This is a genomic window from Planococcus sp. CP5-4_YE, from assembly GCF_019042655.1.
GTDB lineage: Bacteria > Bacillota > Bacilli > Bacillales_A > Planococcaceae > Planococcus.
In genome coordinates, this window is the sequence record NZ_JAHPZO010000005.1 from 197,634 (window position 1) to 219,296 (window position 21,663).

The 21,663-nt window shown below is 48.2% G+C and carries 25 protein-coding genes and 1 riboswitch; of the genes, 11 read left to right on the forward strand and 14 right to left on the reverse strand.

Features of this window, described 5'->3' with window-relative positions; translation table 11 throughout:
* Window positions 1-125: 125 nt before the first annotated feature.
* The 7 genes from KTG14_RS08750 to KTG14_RS08780 form a co-directional block, all read right to left on the reverse strand.
* Window positions 126-392 (reverse strand): hypothetical protein, encoded by a 267-nt coding sequence (locus tag KTG14_RS08750; RefSeq protein ID WP_216970572.1) that lies wholly within the window; start codon window positions 390-392, stop codon window positions 126-128.
* An 88-nt stretch (window positions 393-480) separates the two neighbouring features.
* Window positions 481-664, reverse strand: a riboswitch (cobalamin riboswitch).
* A gap of 44 nt (window positions 665-708) precedes the next feature.
* Complete coding sequence (gene argS, locus KTG14_RS08755) at window positions 709-2,370, reverse strand: arginine--tRNA ligase (RefSeq protein ID WP_216970573.1); 1,662 nt, start codon at window positions 2,368-2,370, stop codon at window positions 709-711.
* The gene (locus tag KTG14_RS08760) at window positions 2,367-2,777 is read right to left on the reverse strand and encodes a YwiB family protein (protein WP_121298403.1); all 411 of its coding nucleotides are present in this window, start codon (window positions 2,775-2,777) and stop codon (window positions 2,367-2,369) included. Before KTG14_RS08760 ends, argS begins: the two co-directional genes overlap by 4 nt.
* Window positions 2,778-3,010: 233 nt before the next feature.
* Window positions 3,011-4,255: a cation:proton antiporter gene (locus tag KTG14_RS08765; protein WP_216970574.1), complete on the reverse strand. Its 1,245-nt coding sequence runs from the start codon at window positions 4,253-4,255 to the stop codon at window positions 3,011-3,013.
* A 441-nt stretch (window positions 4,256-4,696) separates the two neighbouring features.
* Entirely contained in the window at window positions 4,697-5,569 is an 873-nt protein-coding gene (speB, locus tag KTG14_RS08770; protein WP_058382918.1) for an agmatinase, read from the reverse strand.
* A 1-nt stretch (window position 5,570) separates the two neighbouring features.
* Window positions 5,571-6,404, reverse strand: a complete 834-nt coding sequence (gene speE, locus KTG14_RS08775; RefSeq protein ID WP_216970575.1) for a spermidine synthase — start codon at window positions 6,402-6,404, stop codon at window positions 5,571-5,573.
* 428 nt (window positions 6,405-6,832) lie between these two features.
* Complete coding sequence (locus KTG14_RS08780; protein ID WP_058382916.1) at window positions 6,833-7,348, reverse strand: YwhD family protein; 516 nt, start codon at window positions 7,346-7,348, stop codon at window positions 6,833-6,835.
* A 65-nt stretch (window positions 7,349-7,413) separates the two neighbouring features.
* Between KTG14_RS08780 and KTG14_RS08785 the strand changes: the two genes are divergently transcribed.
* Entirely contained in the window at window positions 7,414-7,599 is a 186-nt protein-coding gene (locus KTG14_RS08785; protein WP_068464286.1) for a 2-hydroxymuconate tautomerase, read from the forward strand.
* Between the two features lie 51 nt (window positions 7,600-7,650).
* On the opposite strand, the gene KTG14_RS08790 is transcribed toward KTG14_RS08785, so the two are convergent.
* From KTG14_RS08790 to lipL, 3 genes are read right to left on the reverse strand one after another with little or no spacing between them, the layout of a single operon-like run.
* Entirely contained in the window at window positions 7,651-8,157 is a 507-nt protein-coding gene (locus tag KTG14_RS08790) for a YwgA family protein (RefSeq protein ID WP_216970576.1), read from the reverse strand.
* Entirely contained in the window at window positions 8,158-9,462 is a 1,305-nt protein-coding gene (locus tag KTG14_RS08795) for an HD domain-containing protein (protein WP_216970577.1), read from the reverse strand.
* 48 nt (window positions 9,463-9,510) lie between these two features.
* Window positions 9,511-10,332, reverse strand: coding sequence for an octanoyl-[GcvH]:protein N-octanoyltransferase (gene lipL / locus KTG14_RS08800; RefSeq protein ID WP_216970578.1), 822 nt, complete (start codon window positions 10,330-10,332; stop codon window positions 9,511-9,513).
* Between the two features lie 172 nt (window positions 10,333-10,504).
* Here lipL and hemQ point away from each other — a divergent pair, with 172 nt between their 5' ends.
* Both hemQ and KTG14_RS08810 read left to right on the forward strand, forming a co-directional pair.
* A complete protein-coding gene (gene hemQ, locus KTG14_RS08805) occupies window positions 10,505-11,254 on the forward strand; it encodes a hydrogen peroxide-dependent heme synthase (RefSeq protein ID WP_101191342.1) in 750 nt (249 codons plus the stop codon).
* A gap of 159 nt (window positions 11,255-11,413) precedes the next feature.
* Window positions 11,414-12,430, forward strand: a complete 1,017-nt coding sequence (locus KTG14_RS08810) for a beta-carotene 15,15'-monooxygenase (protein WP_216970579.1) — start codon at window positions 11,414-11,416, stop codon at window positions 12,428-12,430.
* 51 nt (window positions 12,431-12,481) lie between these two features.
* On the opposite strand, the gene KTG14_RS08815 is transcribed toward KTG14_RS08810, so the two are convergent.
* From KTG14_RS08815 to KTG14_RS08825, 3 genes are read right to left on the reverse strand one after another with little or no spacing between them, the layout of a single operon-like run.
* Window positions 12,482-12,859 (reverse strand): DUF423 domain-containing protein, encoded by a 378-nt coding sequence (locus KTG14_RS08815; RefSeq protein WP_216970580.1) that lies wholly within the window; start codon window positions 12,857-12,859, stop codon window positions 12,482-12,484.
* Between the two features lie 21 nt (window positions 12,860-12,880).
* On the reverse strand, window positions 12,881-13,147 hold the full coding sequence (locus KTG14_RS08820) for a YwdI family protein (RefSeq protein WP_216970581.1): 267 nt from the start codon (window positions 13,145-13,147) through the stop codon (window positions 12,881-12,883).
* Between the two features lie 59 nt (window positions 13,148-13,206).
* Entirely contained in the window at window positions 13,207-13,881 is a 675-nt protein-coding gene (locus KTG14_RS08825; RefSeq protein ID WP_216970582.1) for a uracil-DNA glycosylase, read from the reverse strand.
* Between the two features lie 126 nt (window positions 13,882-14,007).
* Here KTG14_RS08825 and KTG14_RS08830 point away from each other — a divergent pair, with 126 nt between their 5' ends.
* From KTG14_RS08830 to KTG14_RS08850, 5 genes are all read left to right on the forward strand, one after another.
* Entirely contained in the window at window positions 14,008-14,262 is a 255-nt protein-coding gene (locus tag KTG14_RS08830) for a hypothetical protein (protein ID WP_216970583.1), read from the forward strand.
* Between the two features lie 60 nt (window positions 14,263-14,322).
* A complete protein-coding gene (gene thiD, locus KTG14_RS08835; RefSeq protein ID WP_216970584.1) occupies window positions 14,323-15,156 on the forward strand; it encodes a bifunctional hydroxymethylpyrimidine kinase/phosphomethylpyrimidine kinase in 834 nt (277 codons plus the stop codon).
* A gap of 218 nt (window positions 15,157-15,374) precedes the next feature.
* Window positions 15,375-15,725, forward strand: a complete 351-nt coding sequence (locus tag KTG14_RS08840) for a YojF family protein (protein ID WP_216970585.1) — start codon at window positions 15,375-15,377, stop codon at window positions 15,723-15,725.
* Window positions 15,726-15,737: 12 nt separating this feature from the next.
* On the forward strand, window positions 15,738-16,418 hold the full coding sequence (bshB2, locus tag KTG14_RS08845) for a bacillithiol biosynthesis deacetylase BshB2 (protein WP_216970586.1): 681 nt from the start codon (window positions 15,738-15,740) through the stop codon (window positions 16,416-16,418).
* A gap of 332 nt (window positions 16,419-16,750) precedes the next feature.
* Complete coding sequence (locus tag KTG14_RS08850) at window positions 16,751-18,121, forward strand: YjiH family protein (RefSeq protein ID WP_216970587.1); 1,371 nt, start codon at window positions 16,751-16,753, stop codon at window positions 18,119-18,121.
* 45 nt (window positions 18,122-18,166) lie between these two features.
* Here the strand turns inward: KTG14_RS08850 and KTG14_RS08855 are convergent, their stop codons facing one another.
* Window positions 18,167-19,111, reverse strand: coding sequence for an L-threonine 3-dehydrogenase (locus KTG14_RS08855; protein WP_216970588.1), 945 nt, complete (start codon window positions 19,109-19,111; stop codon window positions 18,167-18,169).
* Between the two features lie 240 nt (window positions 19,112-19,351).
* Between KTG14_RS08855 and KTG14_RS08860 the strand changes: the two genes are divergently transcribed.
* From KTG14_RS08860 to KTG14_RS08870, 3 genes are read left to right on the forward strand one after another with little or no spacing between them, the layout of a single operon-like run.
* Window positions 19,352-20,167, forward strand: a complete 816-nt coding sequence (locus KTG14_RS08860) for an amino acid ABC transporter substrate-binding protein (RefSeq protein WP_216970589.1) — start codon at window positions 19,352-19,354, stop codon at window positions 20,165-20,167.
* Window positions 20,154-20,855 (forward strand): amino acid ABC transporter permease, encoded by a 702-nt coding sequence (locus KTG14_RS08865; protein WP_068464337.1) that lies wholly within the window; start codon window positions 20,154-20,156, stop codon window positions 20,853-20,855. Before KTG14_RS08860 ends, KTG14_RS08865 begins: the two co-directional genes overlap by 14 nt.
* A 31-nt stretch (window positions 20,856-20,886) precedes the next feature.
* Window positions 20,887-21,636, forward strand: a complete 750-nt coding sequence (locus KTG14_RS08870; protein ID WP_216970590.1) for an amino acid ABC transporter ATP-binding protein — start codon at window positions 20,887-20,889, stop codon at window positions 21,634-21,636.
* The last annotated feature ends 27 nt before the right edge of the window (window positions 21,637-21,663 follow it).

Sequence of the window (21,663 nt, forward strand, 5' to 3'; positions counted from 1 at the left end):
AGCCACTCTGGCTGTGCGGCAAAGGGCGCCGCTTCGCCAGATCGTCTTATGCCTGTCGGGGGCCCACAGGATGTGGGTCAGCTAAGCGTTGCGACAGGACGTCGCGCACTTAGCTTAGCCTCCACTCAGCCGCTTCCGCTTTTCTTCTTGTCTAGACTCCAGTGCCCAACTCCTCGGGTCATAAGCCATTCTGGCTGTGCGGCAAAAAGCGCCGCTTCGCCAGACCGTCTTATGCCTGTCGGAGCTGAACGGGCACTTACGCTTTTCTTGTTGTCTAGCTGCAGCGGCCTGCCTCTCGGGTCGTAAGCCGACTGCCCTGTGCGGCTGAAAAACGCCGCTTCGGGCATCCGGCTTACGCCTGTCGAGGCATAACGGCCGCTTCCACATTTCATTAAAAAAAGTCCCCTGCAGTGAAACTGCGGGGGACTAACAGGACGGTTCGCAAAAACAAGCGCGTCCGGCCTGTCCTCGCAAGCTTTCGGTTCGGTGTTCATGAAGGCAGGTCTCCTGGCTTGTGATCATCGCTCGCTGCGCCTTCCCGGGATTTCCCAGTGGCTTGTTGCAGTTCGCTCTCACATACAGTGGCGGGACCGCGCCGGAATCGCACCGGCTTCCCTTTTAACTCATGTTCTTAGACATAAGCACCTTCATGATTGCTATTCAGTTGATTTGATGACTCCATTATACACCGAAAGTTCTAATTGTCTTCTACATTTTTTCAGGAGCTTGGACACCGACTGTCTTCAAAGCGTTTGCGAGTGTCGTCTTAACGCCTTCGATCAAGGCAAGGCGCGCACGCGTCAATTCTTCATTGCTGGCATCCAATACTTTGTTGGCGTTATAGAAACTGTGGAAGTTCGACGCCAATTCGTGGATATACGTCGTGACGCGGTGAGGCGCACGAAGTTTTGCAGCATCTGCGATGACTTGCGGGAAATCACCGATTTTCTTCAATACTTCGATTTCCTTTTCGTCCGTCAACAGCTCCAGATGCTCAGTCGAAGCGGTAAAGTTCTGTTCCGCTGCCTGGCGCAAGATCGAGCAGATGCGCGCATGTGCATACTGGGAGTAATAAACCGGGTTTTCGTTTGATTGGGAAACGGCCAAATCCAAGTCGAAATCCATATGCGAATCGCCAGAACGCATCGCAAAGAAATAACGGACCGCGTCTAGTCCGACTAATTCGACCAATTCGCGCATCGTAACGGCTTTGCCGGTACGTTTGCTCATCTTCATCTTTTCTCCGTCTTTATACAATTGCACCATTTGAATGATGCTTACTTCAAGCGTATCGCGGTCGTAGCCGAGCGCTTCGATTGCTGCTTTCATACGTGGGATGTAGCCGTGGTGGTCAGCTCCCCAAATATTGATGAGCTTGTCGAAGCCGCGTTGGATTTTGTCTTCATGGTAAGCGATATCCGGCGTCAAATACGTGTACGTGCCATCATTTTTGATAAGCACGCGGTCTTTGTCGTCGCCGAATGTCGTCGAGCGGAACCAAGTCGCGCCATCTTCTTCGTAGATATGGCCATTGTCGCGCAGTTTTTTCAATGCTGCGTCGATCTTACCGTTTTCGTAAAGGGATGTTTCCGAATACCACACGTCGAAATGGACGCGGAAATCGGCCAAGTCTTTTTGCAGTTTCGCAAGTTCCACTTTCAAACCGTGTTCACGGAATGCTTTATAGCGTTCTTGTTCTGTCATATGAAGGAATTTATCGCCGTGTTCTTCAACGAGTGCCGCAGCAATATCGATGATGTCCTGTCCGCGGTAGCCATCTTCAGGCATGCTTTCACCTTTGCCAAGCGCTTCGAAATAACGCCCTTCGATCGACAAGGCCAAATTATTGATCTGGTTGCCCGCATCGTTGATGTAATACTCACGGGACACGTCATAGCCTGCAAGGTCCAGAATATTGCACATCGAATCGCCGACAGAAGAACCACGGGCATGGCCCAAGTGAAGATCACCTGTTGGGTTCGCAGAGACGAATTCGACTTGAATGCGCTGGCTGTTGCCCGAATTCGAGCGGCCGTATTCCTCGCCTTGCTCCAGTACGGTTTTGATCACATCGTTCAGGTAATCTTTCTGGATGACAATGTTGATGAATCCTGGGCCAGCGATCTCGACTTTTTCGATTTTCGCCGACTGTGTATCCAAGTTTTCCACAATGGCTTCTGCGATTGCGCGCGGTGGCTTTTTCGCAAGTTTCGTCAATTGCATCGCCACGTTGGTCGCATAATCTCCGTTCGCTTTATCTCTCGGTGATTCCAATTGGACCTGGACCGGTTCTTCTGTAAGACCCGCTTTTTGGACCGCTTCGGCAATCGCCTGTTTAATGTTTTGCTGCACTTGTTCTACTGCGTTCATTTGGTTCCCTCCGTAAACTGTATTTCCATTTCGTATTCGCCGGCAAAATCGTTTCCGAGCGCTAGATCATAGCGCACTTTGAAACGGGTTTCCGTCATGATGAGTTCATGCGCTTTGGTCGTCAGCATGAACGATTCTTCCCCGTGGCGCAAATTGCCGGTCTGCTCTTTATCCAGCAGGAATGGCAAGCGCATCTGCAAGCCTCCGCTGCGCATCACAACGGCATCCGTTTCGCCGAGTTTGACCGTTGTCCGGATATCGAGCTCGTCTTGCCGCTCATCATATTGCAGATAGCGACGACCATTTTTCTCGGTCAGGACACCTTCTGAACGCAGCTCCATCACTTGATCTTCGGCACCCGGCTGGCGGATGATCGTCGTTAATTTGATTTTCACCGATTTTTTCATATGCATCCGCCTCTCCGTTTGTTCATAACCGTTTCATTATAGCCCGAATTGACGGGTGTTTTCAATTAAGTTTCAATTTTGACATTATGTGAAATAACCAACAGCCGGACTACTCTTCTTAGCTCCTGAAGATTGCTGCAAAATCCAAAATATTTTTATCCGATACCTTCAACTGATAAAGCTCTATTTACTTGCATAAAAAAAGCTAGCTTGAATTTCTCAAGCCAGCCCGCTTAATGTGCGTCTTCTCCAGAAACCTTTTCTTTTAGTCCCAATTTGCCAATCAAGGGCTTGATCGTCAACCCCTGGACAATTAAGGAGAATAGCACGACAGAAAAAGTTAACAGCAAAATGGTCTCCCTTCCTTCGAAACTAGACGGGAGACTGAGAGCCAAGGCAATTGATAGACTGCCCTTCAATCCACCCCAGTTCAGCAAAATCCGTTCTTTCCTGTTCAGGCTCTTCGCCGGCATTGTGCTGATAAACAGTGCAATGATTCTTGCGATAATGACGATAGCAATTGCTAATGCAATAATGCCCCATTGCCCCATGAAATCGATATTGCGGATCTCCAACCCGACAATAAGGAAGATAAGCGAATTGGCAATCAAAGTGATGACATCCCAAAAGGAATTGATGTTGCGTTCGGTCGTTTCCGACATCCCAATTCTTCCGCCATAATCACCAAAGACAAATCCACCTGCCACTACGGCGATAACACCCGACACATGGAGCTGCTCCGCAATAAAATAACTGCCGAAAAACAACAATGCGGAGACCGCAATTTCAAACGGATAGTCGTCATAAAAGCGGATCACCTGGGAAAAAATGAATCCGAGAATCAGGCCCACCAATACACCACCCACCGCAAATCTTAAAAACATCCACACGCCGCTTCCTACACCTGCCCACCCCATTTCTATGTACGTCAGCAAGTAAATAGAGGAAATCTGGAAAAGAACGATGGCGATTCCGTCATTGAATAAAGATTCACCTTCCATGATGGTCGACAGCTTCTGCGAAACCCCAGCCGATTTGAAGATTGACAGGACGCTGATTGGATCTGTCGCACTCATCAATGCCGCAAAGGTAAATGCGACGGCAATGGGCAGCCCCAGTAGGTAATGCGCCGAGAAACCAATCAGTACAAACGATAGAAATGTTCCACCAAGCGCCATTCCAAGGACTGTGTTCTTCTGTTGATACAAGTGATGAAAAGGAAGCTTGAGCGTCGCGTCCCCCAAGAGAATCGGCAAAAATAAGGAAATGATAATGACTTGGAACACTTCAGACTGCGTAATGAACGCTTCTGCATGGTCAATCAAGGGAAACGGGAGATTGCTGACCCCAAGTAACAAGCCGACTAAGACCAGTGCAATCGTGTCAGGTTGGCCTAGTTTTCTCGCTACCCCGACCACCGCAATTGCAATCGCCAGGAGAATCAATATTTGTATGAAGACTTCATTAAAATCATGCATGGAGCAGCATCCCCCTTTTATTTCTTTTCTTACCCATTTCTCTAAAACTGATTGTGTAAACATCTATCTCGAGAAAAAGGCCCCTCACGCTTCACAATTAATAGAAAAAGCGAAACAGCCGGCCTGTTGGATGCCAGGCCGGCTGTTTCGCTTTTATGTTTAGCTATGCGGCAAAGAGCGCCGCTTCCGCTTTTCTTATTGTCTAGCTCCAGCGGCTTGCCTCTCGGGTCGTAATCCGACTACCCTGTGCGGCTGAAGAGCGCCGCTTCGGCCATCCGTCTTACGCCTGTCGAGGCAGGACAGCCGCTTCAGCATTTCTTCTTGTCTAGCTCCAGCGCCCAGATTCTCGGGTCGTAAGCCGACTGCCCCGTGCGGCTGAAGAGCGCCGCTTCGGCCATCCGTCTTACGCCTGTCGAGGCAGGACAGCCGCTTCCGCTTTTCTTATTTAACCCACCCAAGGATCATTTCGCGGATGAGTTTGCTTGCGGTGTTGGCGGTTTGGTCGGAATGGTCATAGACTGGTGCCAGTTCGACCAAATCGAAGCCGACGACGTTGACGCCGGATGCTGCGATCGCATGGATGGACGCAAGCAATTCACGCGATGTGATGCCGCCAGCATCGACTGTTCCCGTTCCAGGAGCGTGTGCTGGGTCGAGCACGTCCATGTCGATCGTGATATAGACCGGGCGGCCGTCGAGTGTGGGCAGTACTTGTTTCAACGGTTCGAGCACTTCGAATTTGTACAAATGCATGCCTTGCTCTTTCGCCCATTCGAATTCTTCTTTCATTCCTGAACGAATGCCGAACGAGTAGACATTTTTCGGGCCGATGTGATCCGCGATTTTGCGGATCGGCGTTGAATGCGAATATTCTTCGCCTTCGTAGTTTTCACGCAGGTCGGTATGCGCATCGAAATGGATGATGGCAAGGTCGTCGTATTGGCTCGCGACTGCTTTCATGACCGGCAGCGACACCAAATGCTCGCCGCCCATGCCCATTGGGATTTTGCCGTCAGCCAAAAGCGTGTGCACATATGTTTCGATTTCGAGAAGGGATTTTTCCGGATTGCCGAACGGCAACGGGATGTCCCCTGCATCGAAGAATTTTACGTCTTCAAGTTCGCGGTCAAGGTATGGGCTGTATTCTTCCAACCCAATCGAGACTTCACGGATTTTGTTCGGGCCAAAACGCGATCCCGGGCGGTAGCTGACAGTCCAATCCATCGGCATGCCATAAAGGACTGCTTTCGACTCTTCATAATTCGGATGGCTTTTGATGAATACTTTTCCTGAATAAGTTTCGTCAAAGCGCATCTTATTCACCCGTCAAATCTTTCACAAATTTCGGCAAAACAAATGCCGCGTTGTGCAATTCCGGTGTGTAATATTTTGTTTCAATGTCGTGGAAACGCTCAGCCGGCACTTCCAGCGGGTTGTATTTTTTCGAACCGATCGTGAACGACCACAAGCCACTCGGGTAGGTCGGGATGTTCGCTAGATAAAGTTTCGTAATCGGGAAAATCTCTTTCACGTCACTTTGCACTTGTTTGATCAAGTCCGGCGTGAACCATGGGTTGTCCGATTGTGCCACAAAGATGCCGTCTTCTTTCAAGGCTTTCGAGATGCCAGCGTAGAAGCCTTTCGAGAACAAATTTACTGCCGGCCCGACCGGTTCAGTAGAATCGACCATGATAACATCGAATTCGTTTTCCGATTCCGCGATGTGCATAAAGCCGTCGCCGACGATTACTTCAACGCGGGAATCTTCCAAACCGGATGCGATCGATGGCAAGAATTTCTTCGAGTACTCGATGACTTTTCCGTCGATATCGACAAGCGTCGCTTTCTTGACAGAAGGGTGTTTCAGGATTTCACGGATGACGCCGCCGTCTCCGCCTCCAACGACTAATACGTTCTCCGGGTTCGGGTGCGTGAACAACGGGACGTGCGCCACCATTTCGTGATAGACGAACTCGTCTTTTTCAGAAGTCATAACCATGCCGTCCAAGAACAACATATTGCCCCATTCGGCTGTTTCAGCCATTTCTAAATATTGGAAATCCGTTTGTTCTGTATGAAGCGTTCTATTGATTTTCATTGTGATGCCGAAGTTTTCAGTTTGTTTTTCGGTATACCAGAATCCTGCCATGTATAATCAAACTCCTTTATTTATCAGATTGAAATCACTTTACAAAGTATAAGTGTTTTCCGCAAAAGTGCAATACTCTTTTCCGCCACTTTTCTTTACCCGATTTGGCGTGGACTATTCATGGCGAATGCGGACCTTACCTACTTAGAAGACTTAACCCGGATTCTGTTTTCATGCATGCAAAAAGGCTTTCTGCAAAGGGAATCGATTCCCTGCACAGAAAACCTTTTTGGCCTGATGGGCGCGGAGAAAGTGACATGAGGCATTGGGCTTGGGTTTGTCGCAATGGCTCATAGCACTTGCCCGCTATCAGGTGTCCTAGCTTTCTAGTTGAAAAGCTGTACTCTCAGTTTACTTTTTTTTCGGCTCAACTTCAACTGCCGGAAGAACCGAATTTCATCTTTCACATTTCGTTCAAAAATCCAGCCTTATTGTGACAAATCATTGTGCAATTGTTCCAGGCTGCGTTCCCACATTTCAGGGTTGTGGGTCTTCAAATACTCGGCGAGCACTTTTTTCGACGGTGCGTCCATATGGTCGACGATGATTTTCCGCTTCATCGACTTATCCATCAAATTGACGTGATCCGCCAAAATTTTATAGCCTCGCCGCTTCTCGCGGTTGACGACCATTTCACATGCGGTGACGCCGGCATAATAAGGGCCTGCCGGATTGAAGTCGATCGTGATCCACACGAGCCAATAATCTTTTCCGCCTGCGGAATCTTCGCGGTTGGTCGTGAATTTGATGCCGCGTTCCGTCTGGCTTCTCGCATGCATCGCGCCGATATCAAGCACCGCGTCTTGTTCTTCGACGTCGATGATGAGCGGTGACACGTTCTCAAGTGACAAGGAACCGATGCCGTAGCCTTTATGCCCGTCTGTCGGATCGTCTTTTATAATAGTGAATCCCAATTTCTTTTTGGGCTTTTCTTCATTTGCCATTTGTACAATTCCTCCATTCTGTATATGATTAGCCTAACATTCAATGAAAAGGAGCTGCATCCATTATGCCATACGTAACTGTAAAAATGCTTGAAGGCCGCACAGACGAACAAAAACGCGCACTCGTTGAAAAAGTGACAGCCGCTGTTTCTGAAACAACCGGCGCCCCGACCGAGAAAGTCGTCGTTTTTCTCGAAGACTTGAAGAAAAGCGAATACGCGGTCAACGGCAAGCTATTAAGCGAAGAGTAGACAAAAACTCCCCTCGGGGAGTTTTTTTATGCGTAAATGAATGGGCTCATCTCATGCGAGCTTTAATTGTGCCAGTTCACCGAGAAAACGGTAGGCTTCTTCGATTTCAGTTTCGGTGAAGTTCAGTTTGCCTTTTACACTATGCAATTTGGCGATCTGTTCGTCACGCTTTAGGTGGTCAAAATACAGAAGAGTTGAAGCGAGCTCCAGAAAGCGTGCGCTTTTGGCATTGAGCAAAGCGGCGGCTTCAGGGTTTTTCGGAATTGATGCGGCAACGGCTTGCCGGAATTCCATGCCTTCGTCCGTAACCGCGTATTTATATTGGACATAGGAACCTTTGTCTTCCAGTGCTTCCGAAATAAAGCCCATATCGCATAATTCCTCAATGCGCGCCGTCAATTCTTCCGAATATGGCCCGTAAATGTGGAATTCATACTTCTCCCTAAACGGTACGTTCAGCTTTTTCATGATATAAACCATTTTTTGCAGCTTCTTCCGGCCGGTTACTCCTTCGGCCGTCGCGATGAAATCGACGATTCTTGCGTGTTCTTGGAGCAACTAAATCCCTCCTTCTCTGAGCATCTCCAGAATTTGCTGCTTGATGGCTTTTTTCTTGCCATCTATGAGCAGTTCCGCTGGAAAATATAATTTATAATCGGTCCGGCGTTTGCCGGAAATGGCGTCAACTACTTGGGATAATCTGGATAACTCTTTGATATCGCCGTTCGGCATCAATAACTGGATCGGCAGACGCTCTTCCTCTTCTCCCGGACGATAGAAATCGTAGGGCAGATCGGAAGTCGAATCGTCGATCAAATAATATTCAGGATCGATGCCTGCTTTTTTGAACAAAGCCGAAAGTTCCCCGAGCTTTTTATAATCCGTCCCCGGATCGAAATCGACATATTGGAACAAGCGCCGATTGACGAACCGCTCGCACAAATCGGCAAGGATCGGGTCGCGCTCGTTTATCCACAACTGGAAGTAGGTCATCAAGACGCCTTCATCGAGCGCCAAGTAATCGTCGAGCGTGAAGCTGCGGTCGAAAAAGGCGAGAAAATGTGTCGGCGGCTGCTGAAATTCGTAGCCGCTTTCGCTCAATTCCTTGGCTCGCTGCAAAATTTTCCGCAAGATGACTTCGGCGCTTCTCGCGACCGGGTGGAAATAAACTTGCCAGTACATTTGGTAGCGGCTCATGATATAGTCTTCGACCGCGTGCATGCCGCTCGATTTGATGACGACTTGGTCATCAAGCGGCCGCATGACGCGCAGTATGCGTTCCATGTCAAAATGGCCGTAGGAAACACCGGTGTAATACGCATCACGCTGCAAATAATCCATTCGGTCGGCATCGATCTGACTCGAAATAAGCGAGATCACTTGTTTATTGGAATAGATTTTCGCGATGACTTCCGCGACATGGCCAGGAAAATCAGACGATACCTTTTTCAAGATGCCGTTCACTTCCGTATCGCCGGTCAAAATCGCACGCGTAAATTCCTCGTGGTCAACATTGAATACTTTTTCAAATGAATGCGAAAACGGGCCATGCCCAAGGTCATGAAGGAGCGCTGCGCACAAGACCGTCAAGCGCTCACTTTCATCCCATTCCGGGCGGCCGTGGAACACATCATCCGAGATGCGCCGAACAATTTCATAGACACCAAGTGAATGGCTGAATCGGCTATGTTCCGCGCCGTGGAAGACGAGGTAGGATGTCCCGAGTTGTTTGATGCGGCGCAGGCGTTGGAATTCTTTAGAATTGACGAGATCCCAAATCACTTGGTCGCGTACATGGATATACCGGTGAACCGGATCTTTGAACACTTTTTCTTCAGCTAATTTCTGTGTCGCGTAGCTCACGGGCACTCCTCCTCGAATCGTACTGGTTATTTTACACGAATCAGGCGCTCATTCAAGCGTCCGTTCGAGCATTTTTTCATTGCGTTCAAGCACCCGTTTCAAATAAAACGAATACAATTCAAATTCTTCTTCCTGAAGCGGCTTCGGAGGCGGCGAGCCGAGCAACGCAAGCAAATCGAGCACCACTTCAGGAACTGTGATGTCGCGGCCGAGCAATTCACTGAGCGACGCCATCACTTCAGGCTGGATCTCCGGGTAGCTGAACTTCGTCTCTTCCCCTTGCTTGCCCGCTTCGTAAAACTCGCGGATCACTTCCGCCCGCCCAGCGCCACTTCCTTCGATGCACAAATACACTTGCACGGCGATGCCGCGGCGTATGCGGCGCTGGGAGATACCGGCGAATTTCTTGCCGCCAATGCTTAAATCGTAGCTTCCTGGGCAATACGAACCGCCGATTTCGTAGGCATCGATTTTCGCTTGCGGGAACAAAGCTTCGACGAGTTCGACCATCATATTGTAGCCTTGCGGAATATCGATGGCGCCTTCTTTTTCCGATAGAACGACGGAGATATTCAAGACGCCGGAATCGAGCACCACGGCAAGGCCGCCGGAATTCCGGACGATTCCCTGGTAACCATTGTCTTCTAGTACTGCCATCGCTTTATCGATATGGGGCAAGCGATGGTCTTGGATGCCAAGTACGACCGTGTCATCATGCACCCAGGTCCGGACCGTCGGCGCGCTTTTCTGCGAGCCGACCAGTTCACATAGCGTGTCATCCGCCGCAAACGATTCGAGCGCCGAGCGTTTGCGTGAGCTCAGCGACTGGTCCCAAAAGCGCCATTTCTTCTCTTCCATAAATAAAGCCATGCTGTCATTCTCCTCTTTTAAGTTCGCTGTATTCAGTTTACCCTTTTCAGTGCAGGCTGCAAAGGCGCTGCGCCCATGTCAAATTGGTGACGGGCCGCATTCGGATAGGAACTTGCGTCTTGCATATGATAAACTGTGAAAGAGAGATTCACATAAAAGGAGTGTTCTACTGATGAATGAAGCAGCAATCACATTAGACGGCTGGTACGTGCTCCATGATTTCCGTTCGATGGACTGGGTCGCTTGGAAAATGCTCGACGACGAAGAGCGCCAATTCGCAATCGACGAGTTCAATAATTTCATGGAAAAAGTTAACCAAGCTGACGAAAACAAAACCGGTGCCCACGCCCTTTATTCCATCATCGGCCAAAAAGCCGACCTCATGCTTATGTTATTGCGTGAAACGATGGATGAATTGCGCGAGCTCGAAACCGAATACAATAAATTGACCTTGATCGCCTACACAGTGCCGACGTATTCCTACGTTTCTGTCGTCGAACTGTCGAACTACCTATCAGGCGAAAGCAATGAAGACCCTTACCAAAATCCGCATGTCCGTTCGCGCCTGTACCCAGAGCTTCAACGCTCCCAGTACATTTGCTTCTACCCGATGGACAAGCGCCGTGAAGGCAACGATAACTGGTACATGCTGCCAATGCAAGAGCGTAAAGATTTGATGCTGTCGCACGGCAAAATCGGCCGCAGCTACGCAGGCAAAGTGAAACAGATCATTTCCGGCTCTGTCGGATTTGACGATTACGAATGGGGCGTCACGTTGTTTGCAGAAGACGTTCTCCAATTCAAGAAGCTTGTCTACGAAATGCGTTTCGATGAAGTGTCCGCACGCTACGGTGAATTCGGTTCATTCTATGTCGGCACGATTCTCGACAAAGAAAAAACCGCAAAATTCCTAGAAGTATAAGTGTATGATAAACGCCGCATCCCAATTGAAGGATGCGGCGTTTTTTTGCATTCCATGCCATAAAACTTGAGCATAATTTCTATTTTTCGCCATACTTTTCCTATCGACACCTTTCATTTGCTGGGTATACTAAAAGAAAAACGAGGTGTTTGTATGTTCATGATGCGCCAGACACGCTATGCAAGATGGACTTTTGCTTTCTTGTTTCTCGTACTCATCAGCAATTTCTTAGTCTACCGCTCCCCTTTTTCTTCCAGTGTGATACCTGAAGATAGCTTTTGGCTCGTTGTCGGCTCTTTAGTTGATTTTGCGATCGTCATCCCTTTATTGTGGCTGCTCTCTTTCCGCATAAACGCGAAACAATTGCTTGCGGTCATAGCGACGGGGTTGATTGCCGCGCGCTTTATCATCCCAGCGCTGTATTTCGAACCTTTCGCCCCCCTATTCTACATGGGCCTCATAATCGAAATATCTGTGTTGGCGGCAGAACTGGCCTTGCTCGTGATATTGCTCATCCACATCCCTAAAATACGGCGTTCCATGAGCAAACAATCGGGCAGCCCTCTGTTCAGCTTATTTCCTGCAGTGCATGAGAACATCAAACCGAATCCACTCGTTCATATCGTGCTGTCTGAAGCGCTTGCGTTTTACTATGCCTTCTTCACATGGAAAAAACGTCCCCCAGAAGACCCGACATCCATCACGCTCCATAAAAACACCAGTTCCATCGCATTTAACATCATGCTCATCCACGCCATTGTCATCGAGACCCTCGGTATCCATTGGTGGCTCCATGATAAATCCGCTGTACTCTCTATTGTCCTGCTCATCTTGAATGTCTATAGCGTCATTTATTTCATTGGCGATATTCAAGCCACCCGATTGAACCCCTTGACCATCAAAGGTGGAAACTTGAATGTATCGTTAGGGTTGAACAAACGAATCAGTGCACCGATCGAATCGATTGCAGCGGTGCGCTGGGGTGCAAAACCAGAGGCCGATGCACTGGAATTTGTCGCCAAAGATTTTGAAGAACCGGAACCCCAAGTCGTAATCGATTTCAACGTGCCCCAGCAAGCAGTGCTGTTTTTCGGCAAGACGCGCCCCATCTCGCAAATCGCATTGAAAGTGGATGATCCCGAAAAATTAAAGTCCTTATTAAACTCAGTGAAGTGAGTTCAAAAAAAACTGCCTGCATATGCCATGCAGGCAGTTTTCTTTTTCGACTCACAATGCTTTCGATGCGGCAATGATAAGCATAATCCATCCCGCGATGAACGCAACGCCGCCGATTGGTGTGATTGCGCCAAGCACACTGATTCCCGTCAAGCTCAAGACATACAGGCTGCCTGAGAAAATCACAATGCCGGCAAGCATCAAATACCCGGCCCAGTTGAGTGAACCGAGCGGGCCGATGAGTGCTGTGCTCATCAAAATGGCGACAGCAATCAAGCCGATGGAATGGAACATTTGGTATTGCACTGCGGTTTGCCATGTATCTAAATATTTATCCGCTACGCGGCCTTCGAGCATATGCGCCCCGAAAGCGCCTAAAGCGACGGCTAGTAGCCCATTGACTGCTCCCGCTATTAAGAAAAACTTCATTTGCTTCGTCCTCTTTTCATATTAAAATTCAAAAAGCGAATCGCCGTTCGCCCCTTCTTCCTGAAGCCTTGTCGCCGCTGGAACCGACTGGGGGCGGTTCACCGTTTCCGTTGCGGCAAGCGGCATGGCACGCGGTTTTTTCGGCGCTTGCATGCCGTCTTCGAGAAGCAGGTCGCATAAGGCGCGGATAGCGGCAAGGGATTCCCGGATCTTTTCAGGTTCGCCTTCCCTTGCGCGGGCGGTATGCTTATCGATTTCGTCTAAAATGCGTGTCGTTTCGATGCCCATGTGTCATGGCCCCTCTCGCTGTTAGTCCCATCCAGTTTACCACGTGCCTGCCGGATTCGTCAGTCCAGGCAGAAATCAATCGGTGCTTCGCCGCGCGATTGTAACAGCTTGTTCACTTTTGAAAACGGCTTGCTGCCGAAGAATCCGCGATGTGCACTCAGTGGGCTCGGATGCGGCGCTTCAATGATATCGTGTCTTTCCGTATCGATCAGCCGCTTTTTCATCTGTGCCGGCTTGCCCCATAAAATGAAAATGACCGGTTCTTTTCGTGCCGACAGTTTCTGGATCACTTCGTCCGTGAACTGCTCCCAACCTCTTTTTTGGTGTGAATGTGCTTGCCCCTTCCTGACTGTCAGGACGGTGTTGAGCATTAGCACGCCCTGGTCTGACCATTTCGTCAAAGTTCCGTCCGCCGGTTTTCCACAGCCGATGTCGTCTGCAAGCTCCTTGAAAATGTTACGCAGGCTCGGTGGATGGGGTATGCCTGGCTGCACGGAAAAACTCAAGCCATGCGCTTGGTTCGGCCCATGATAAGGGTCTTGCCCAAGGATGACCACTTTGACATCTCGGTAAGCCGTATGTTCAAAGGCATTCCAAATATTCTCTTTTACCGGATAGATGGTTTCATTAGCATATTGTTCTTTTAAGAACTCCCTCAATTCCAGGTAATAGCTTTTGCCGAATTCTTTCCCTAGAATTTCCTGCCAGTCATTGCTGAAAATTTGTTTAGTCATTGGATCTTCTCCTTTGATAAGTCATTTTTCTTTTCAATACCCGATTTCCCCTTGGCCATCTCGGTCTGCAAGCGCTTCAATTAACGAGTTCCACGTGTTACGATGGAAAAAAGGAGCGAAAAGCATATGGCAGACTGGCGGCAAAGGGTTTCTGATATTTCCAAAACAAAAGGCGATAGTGCTCCTGAAAGCGCGAAACGCGCAGGCATGGGCTGCCTGATCGGTTTAATTGTGATAGCAGCCATTTTAACATTAGTGATGGCAATTGGCCTATTCACTAGCGGCCATTGGGTTATCGGGGGCATAACGCTATTGTTTTCGCTCGCTTCCATTGCGACAGTGCTTGCTTTAGCTTGGCCGCACAGGCCCAAACCGTTGTAAATGGATCGAAATTTCTATAAAATTATTTCAACGACTAAATAGCCTAAAGGAGATTGACTTATGACACTCAAAAAGACACTCACCATTGCAGGATCCGATACTTCCGGCGGCGCTGGCATCCAGGCCGACTTGAAGACGTTCCAGGAACACGGCACATACGGGATGAATGCGTTGACGGTCATCGTTACGATGGATCCGGATAACCATTGGAGCCATGGCATCCACCCGATTGCGCTCGACACGCTCGATGCCCAATTGAAAACGGCATTCTCGACAGGGATCGACTCCTTGAAAACCGGCATGCTGCCGACTGTTGATATCATCGAGATGGCTGGCAAGGCCATCGAAGCATCCGGTATCACCGATGTTGTCATCGACCCAGTAATGGCATGCAAAGGCGAAGATGAAGTGCTATTCCCTGAAAATGTCGATGCGATGGTCAAATACTTGCTGCCGCACGCAAAAGTCGTCACACCGAACTTGGTCGAAGCCGGCCAATTGTCCGGGCTCGGCACGCTTCATACCGTTGAAGACTTGCAGAAAGCGGCAGAGAAAATCCACGCACACGGAACGAAATTCGTGGTCATCAAAGGCGGCAAACAATTGAAGCACAAAAAAGCAGCCGACCTTCTATACGATGGAGAAAAGCATTACCTCTTAACAGCCGAGAAAACCGATACGACTTACAACCACGGCGCTGGCTGCACATTCGCTGCAGCGATCACTGCCAACCTTGCCAATGGCCAATCGGTCAAAGATGCGGTCTACAACGCGAAAATCTTTGTCTCTACAGCGATTGCGCACGGCTGGAAGCTAAACGAATACGTTGGTCCTGTCATGCATGGAGCGGCAAATAAATTCCACAAAGCAGAAGTGGAAGTTGTGGAACTGTAATCCAATAGTTTATCAGAAGGAGGGTGCCAAAGCGCCCTCCTTTTTTATCTGTTCATTTATCCGAATAAAGGTATTTTAAAGCGAAAGCTTGCATCCTTTCTGGGAATATTGCCGCTCAATGTTCGCCCATTATTCTTCATAACGCAGTGCGTACTAATCGCATTCATCCGCGCAGTTCCTTATACTGATAGAATACCGATTTAATTAGGAGGAACACCATGGAACTAGTAGAAGTCAATCAACTCCAAGCAGCGATCGATTCATTCGTCGGCAAGGATGTCTACCTTCATCTGGAAACAACGAATGGCAGCTATGCCAGCCATTTCAATGAAGGCTTTTTCAATGCCGGCGCATTTATCCGCAATGTCGTCATCAACTTCGAACTTGGCAAAGTTGTCGGCGACAGCCCACACCGCGTCGGGCTGAAATTGCCGCATGGCTGGGTTTACGCACAAGGCATTACCCATTTTGAAATCGATGAAGAAGGCCGTTTGCTGCTCGCCGGCCACGACGGATCTGGAAAATTGGCGGTGGCGCTGCAACTCAGCAAAACACCGTTCAGCTATTAAGGAGGAATTATAATGACCATCCCGAAAGAACGACATGTACTGGTCATCTTCCCCCACCCCGACGACGAAGCGTTCGGAGTGTCGGGAACGATTACCACACACATTCAACAAGGAACTCCCGTTACATACGCTTGTTTGACGCTTGGCGAAATGGGCCGCAATCTTGGCAACCCGCCGTTTGCGACGCGTGAATCTTTGCCTGCTATCCGCAAAAAAGAACTGCTTGCTTCTGCGGAAGCGATGGGATTGACAGACCTTCGTATGATGGGCCTACGCGATAAAACCCTGGAGTTCGAAGACGATGAAAAAATGGTGCGCATGATGGAAGAACTTATTGAAGAGACCAACCCTTCCCTAATCATCACGTTCTATCCGGATTTTGCCGTACATCCTGACCACGAAGCAACAGCGCGCGCCGTAGTTCGTGCTGTGCGTCGCATGGAAGACCGCCCGAAACTTCATTGCGTGGCATTCGCCAACAATACGCTGGGTGTGCTCGGTGAGCCTGACATCGTCTACGATATCAAGCCCGTACGTGAGCATAAGATGAATTCAATGAAAGCCCATATTTCGCAAACTGCTTGGATGCTCGAGGAAATGGAACACAAGCTGCAGAATGGCGATACCGAAACCGAAAACTGGCTGACCCTTGAACGGTTCTACGCTTACCGCTGGGACCAGGATTTCGAGTAGGATGCCGCCAAATCCCGCCCCGCACGTCGAAAAGACCTGCTAGGCGGGATTTTTTTGTTCTCCAAAACACTTCTTCAGAGATTCCTTCTGACGAATCTCAGGTCAAGCAGTATCGTTATTCCTCTTTCTACCCAAAATAAACAGCTGGAGATGCTCCGCCAATATTATCCATATTCAGCAATAAGATTTTCTTTCTCAAAAATACTATTATTTTCTTCTGTTTTCAGATAATATAAACATTACTAATGACAGCGGTTCCAAAGGGGAGGGTGTTGTATAATTAGTATAATATGCGTTTATTCATACATTAAAAAGAAAAGGGGAATACTATTTTGAAAAAGTTTTCAGCTTCTACTTGGTTATTATTCCTGATTCCGTCATTCCTGGGGATCTTGTTGTTCCTTGTTCCAGTGCCCACAACAAATGCTGATGGTGATACAGAATGGATGGTTACTATTGCAGTCTTAGCAAATTGGATGGCTGGAGAAATTACCTCTATCGTCCCGTGGATTTTGTTAATTCTTTTAACTATCGCTGCTGTAGGATCATTGTTGTACATAACAAAGAAACCAGTTACTGATGGGAATGTAGCATTTTTCAACAAATTGTTTAATGTTAATTTATTCTGGACAATAACTAGATTAGTGGCAGCTATTTTTGCATTTATGGTTCTTTTTCAAGTTGGTCCAGAAGCTATCTGGAGCGATGCAACAGGTGGTCTTTTATTAGATGGTGAGGACGGATTATTGTCCTTCTTGTTTACAATCTTTTTATTTGCTGGACTTCTACTTCCATTATTGATGAATTTTGGGCTTCTAGAATTCTTTGGTACAATGATGTCGAAAATTATGCGCCCTCTGTTCCGACTGCCTGGTCGTTCATCAATCGATGCATTAGCATCATGGGTAGGCGACGGGACTATCGGCGTACTTTTAACTAATAAACAATATGAAGAAAATAAGTACACGCAACGAGAAGCCGCTATCATTGGAACAACTTTTTCAGTAGTATCAATTACATTCGCTATTGTTGTTATTGGCGAAATCGGTCTTGCAAATTATTTCCTTCCGTACTATGGAACTGTTATTCTTACTGGCGTATTACTTGCTCTAATTATGCCAAGGATCTACCCTCTAACTAACAAACCTACTACTTTTATAGATGGCTCTGCACAAGATTCTCAAACAGAAGACGTACCCAAAGGTTACAATGTCGCTTCACATGGTATCGAAAAAGCATTAGAAAAAGCAGATCGCAATCGATCAGTAGTTACCTTCTTTAAAGATGGATTCAAAAACGTTCTTGATATGTGGATTGGAGTCGCTCCTGTTGTAATGGCATTTGGAACGATCGCACTCATTCTTGCTGAGTATACTTCAACATTCACCATACTTGGAACTCCATTCGAGCCTTATTTAAACTTACTCGGAATTCCTGAAGCTGCTGAGGCTGCCCAATTGATGGTCATTGGATTTGCGGACATGTTTTTACCAGCTATTCTAGGTGCTGGCATTGAGTCTGAGATGACTCGTTTTGTTGTCGCTACTATGTCTGTTACCCAGTTAATTTATATGTCCGAAGTTGGTGGACTGCTGCTCGGTTCTAAGATTCCAGTGAATATAGTGGATTTAATTATTATCTTCCTGCTTCGTACAATTATCGCCTTGCCAATTATAGCGGGTGTTGCACATTTATTGTTTTAACTCAATAAAAAGGCGCTTTTCCGGTTTCGGAAAAGCGCCTTTTTATTATGCTTGCTGCAATTTTTGTTTTAATTTTTCCAGCATGTCTGCCGTCATGGCATCCAAGTCGTACTCAGTTTTGAAGTTCCATTCGTCTTTTGCGGCACTGGCATCGATACTATCCGGCCAGCTGGCTGCGATTGCTTGGCGCGCTGGATCGACATCATAGCTCAATTTGAAATCCGGGAGATGCTTGCGGATTGATGCCGCGATCTCTTCAGGTTCAAAGCTCATCGCCGTGACGTTGAATGCGTTGCGGTGAACGAGCTTGTCTGCATCAGCTTCCATCAAGTCGACGATCGCTTGAAGCGCATCCGGCATATACATCATGTCCATGCGGGTGCCCTCAGCAATATAGGAGGTGTAGCTTCCTTTTTCGATTGCCTGGTAATAGATGTCCACAGCGTAATCGGTCGTTCCGCCCCCTGGAGGCGCCACGTTGGAGATCAAGCCAGGGAAACGAAGGCCGCGGGTATCGACGCCGAATTTCGTGAAGTAATAATCACACAGCAATTCTCCTGCTACTTTATTGACACCGTACATTGTTGTCGGCCGTTGAAGCGTGTCTTGCGGGGTGTCGTTTTTCGGTGTTGAAGGGCCGAATGCGCCGATCGAGCTTGGCGTGAAAAATTGCATATCGAGTTCACGGGCCGCTTCAAGGGCATTGACCAATCCGCCCATATTCAAGTTCCATGCAAGCAGTGGCTTTTCTTCTGCAGTCGCAGACAATAGCGCTGCCATATGGATCATTGTGTCGGCATCGAAGTCACGCGCTAAAGTCAACATACGTTCTGCATCTGTCACGTCCAAGATTTCGAAAGGACCGTCTTGATTATCGGATGGCCGGATATCGGTCGCCAATACATTTTCCGCACCATAAGTTTCACGTAATTTGCCTACTAATTCTGAGCCGATTTGCCCTAAAGCTCCTGTCACCATGATTCGTTTCATTTTTCAAGCACTCCTTTTCTATAAAACATTTGTCCACTCTAAAAAGACAACGCTGTCTTTTCAAATGCTTTCATATCAAGCTTTTCGTTAAATTAATTATAAATTGTTCTCTTTAAAAAAACAATGGCTTTTGCTTATTTTACACAGCCGATTAAACCTACTATACAGGTAAGCTTTATTATGTTTAAATAGAACAACAACGCCATGAAGGCAAAAATTTAATGAAATGGGGAACCACCGATGAAGAAACAATGGGCATTTCTGCCGGTCGGCGCAGCTGCATTATTTCTAGCAGCTTGCGGATCTTCCGACAGCGCAGACAACACAGACTCAAACAACTCAGAAGGCGAAACGGACTTGCTCGCCGAAATCCAGGAAGAAGGAACTTTGGTCATCGGGACTGAAGGAACATACCCTCCTTTCACATTCCATGACGACAGCGGAGAATTGACAGGCTTTGACGTGGAAATTGCCCGTGAAGTCGCGGACCGTCTCGGTGTCGAAGCGGAATTCCTTGAAACGCAATGGGATGCGATGTTCGCAGGGCTCGATGCCGAGCGTTTTGATATGGTCGCCAACCAAGTCGGCATTAACGAAGAACGTCAGGAAAGCTATGATTTCTCAGATCCGTACATCACTTCAACAGCAGTTCTTGTTGTAGCTGAAGGCAATGAAGAAATCCAAAGTTTTGATGATTTGGAAGGCAAGCTCTCTGCGCAATCATTGACAAGTAATTACGCCGAAACAGCTACTTCCTACGGTGCAGAACTTGAAAGTGTTGAAGGCTTTAACCAGGCAATCGAGTTATTGGTATCGGGCCGTGTCGATTCGACGATCAATGACAATTTGACGGTCCTAGACTTCCAGAACCAACGTCCGGACGCAGGCATCAAAGTCGTCGATAAATCTGACGATGCGGCGCAAAGTGCGTTATTGTTCAGAAAAGGCAACGAAACATTCGTCGAAGCAGCAAATGAGGCTCTTGCTGAAATGATCGAAGACGGCACATACGAAGAAATCTCCAATAAGTGGTTCGGCGAAAATGTACTTGAATAGTATTTTCTCAAACCCTGAACGGTTGGAGCGGCTAGGCGACATCGCCCAGTCCTCCTTCTTGCCTTTGATCGAAGCGGCTGTGCAATTCACTTTGCCGCTTTCGGTCATTTCTTTTATACTCGGGCTCTTCCTGGCGGTCGTCACTGCACTTGCCCGCATTTCCACCGTCCGGATTTTCCAATGGATTGCGCGCGTCTACGTTTCGATCATCCGGGGCACGCCGCTGCTTGTTCAATTGTTTATCCTGTTTTACGGCTTGCCGACGGTCGGTGTCACCATTGACCCATTCCCAGCAGCTGTTATCGGGTTTTCTTTGAATGTCGGCGCTTATGCCTCTGAAGTCATCCGCGCAGCGATCTTGTCGATTCCAAAAGGCCAATGGGAAGCAGCCGATACGATTGGCATGTCTTATTCACAAACTTTGCGGCGCGTGATCTTGCCTCAAGCATCGCGCGTCTCGGTGCCACCACTATCCAACACGTTCATCAGCCTGGTCAAAGATACCTCTCTTGCTGCATTGATTTTGGTGACAGAAATGTTCCGCGTCGCCCAGCAGATCGCTGCGACTAATTACGAGTTCCTGCTGCTTTACGGGCAGGCAGCCTTGATCTACTGGATCATTTGCTTCTTGCTGTCACTCGTCCAAGGGCGATTGGAAAATCGTTTTGACCGCTATGTTTCCCGTTAAATCCACATTGATCCAGAGATAGGAGTTTATTATGATTTCAATTAAAAATTTGCATAAGAGCTTCGGCGAGCTGGAAGTGCTGAAAGGTATCGATCTTGACGTCGAAAAAGGACAGACCATCGTCGTCATCGGTCCTTCCGGTTCAGGAAAAACTACTTTTCTCCGATGCCTCAATATTTTGGAGAAACCAAGTGATGGCACTGTTGAAATCGGCGGGCTTGTTGCTGATTTCTCGAAGCCGATGTCGAAAAAACAAATCATGGCCTTCCGCAAGCAATCGGCGATGGTCTTCCAGCATTACAATCTGTTTCCGCATATGACCGCACTTGATAATATTTTAGAAGGCCCCCTCACTGTCCAGAAAAAGGACAAAGCGGAAGCAAAAAAGAAAGCATTGGCATTGCTCGAGAAAGTTGGTCTGTCGGATAAAGCCGATTCGTACCCACATCAGCTATCAGGCGGCCAGCAACAGCGCGTCGGCATCGCCCGTGCGCTGGCACTTGAACCGAAAGTCATGCTGTTCGACGAACCGACTTCAGCACTTGACCCGGAACTCGTTGGAGAAGTACTGCAAGTCATGAAAGATTTGGCCCAAGAAGGCATGACGATGGTCGTCGTGACCCACGAAATGCGCTTTGCTAAAGGCGCCGCAGACGAAGTACTGTTCATGGATGCTGGACGCATCGTTGAACGCGGCACCCCAGCCGAAGTCTTCAATCATCCGAAAGAAGAACGGACACAGCGCTTTTTGAACCTAATCCAAAACACAGACACTATTTAAAACCCTCGGCGCTCAAGCGCCGAGGGT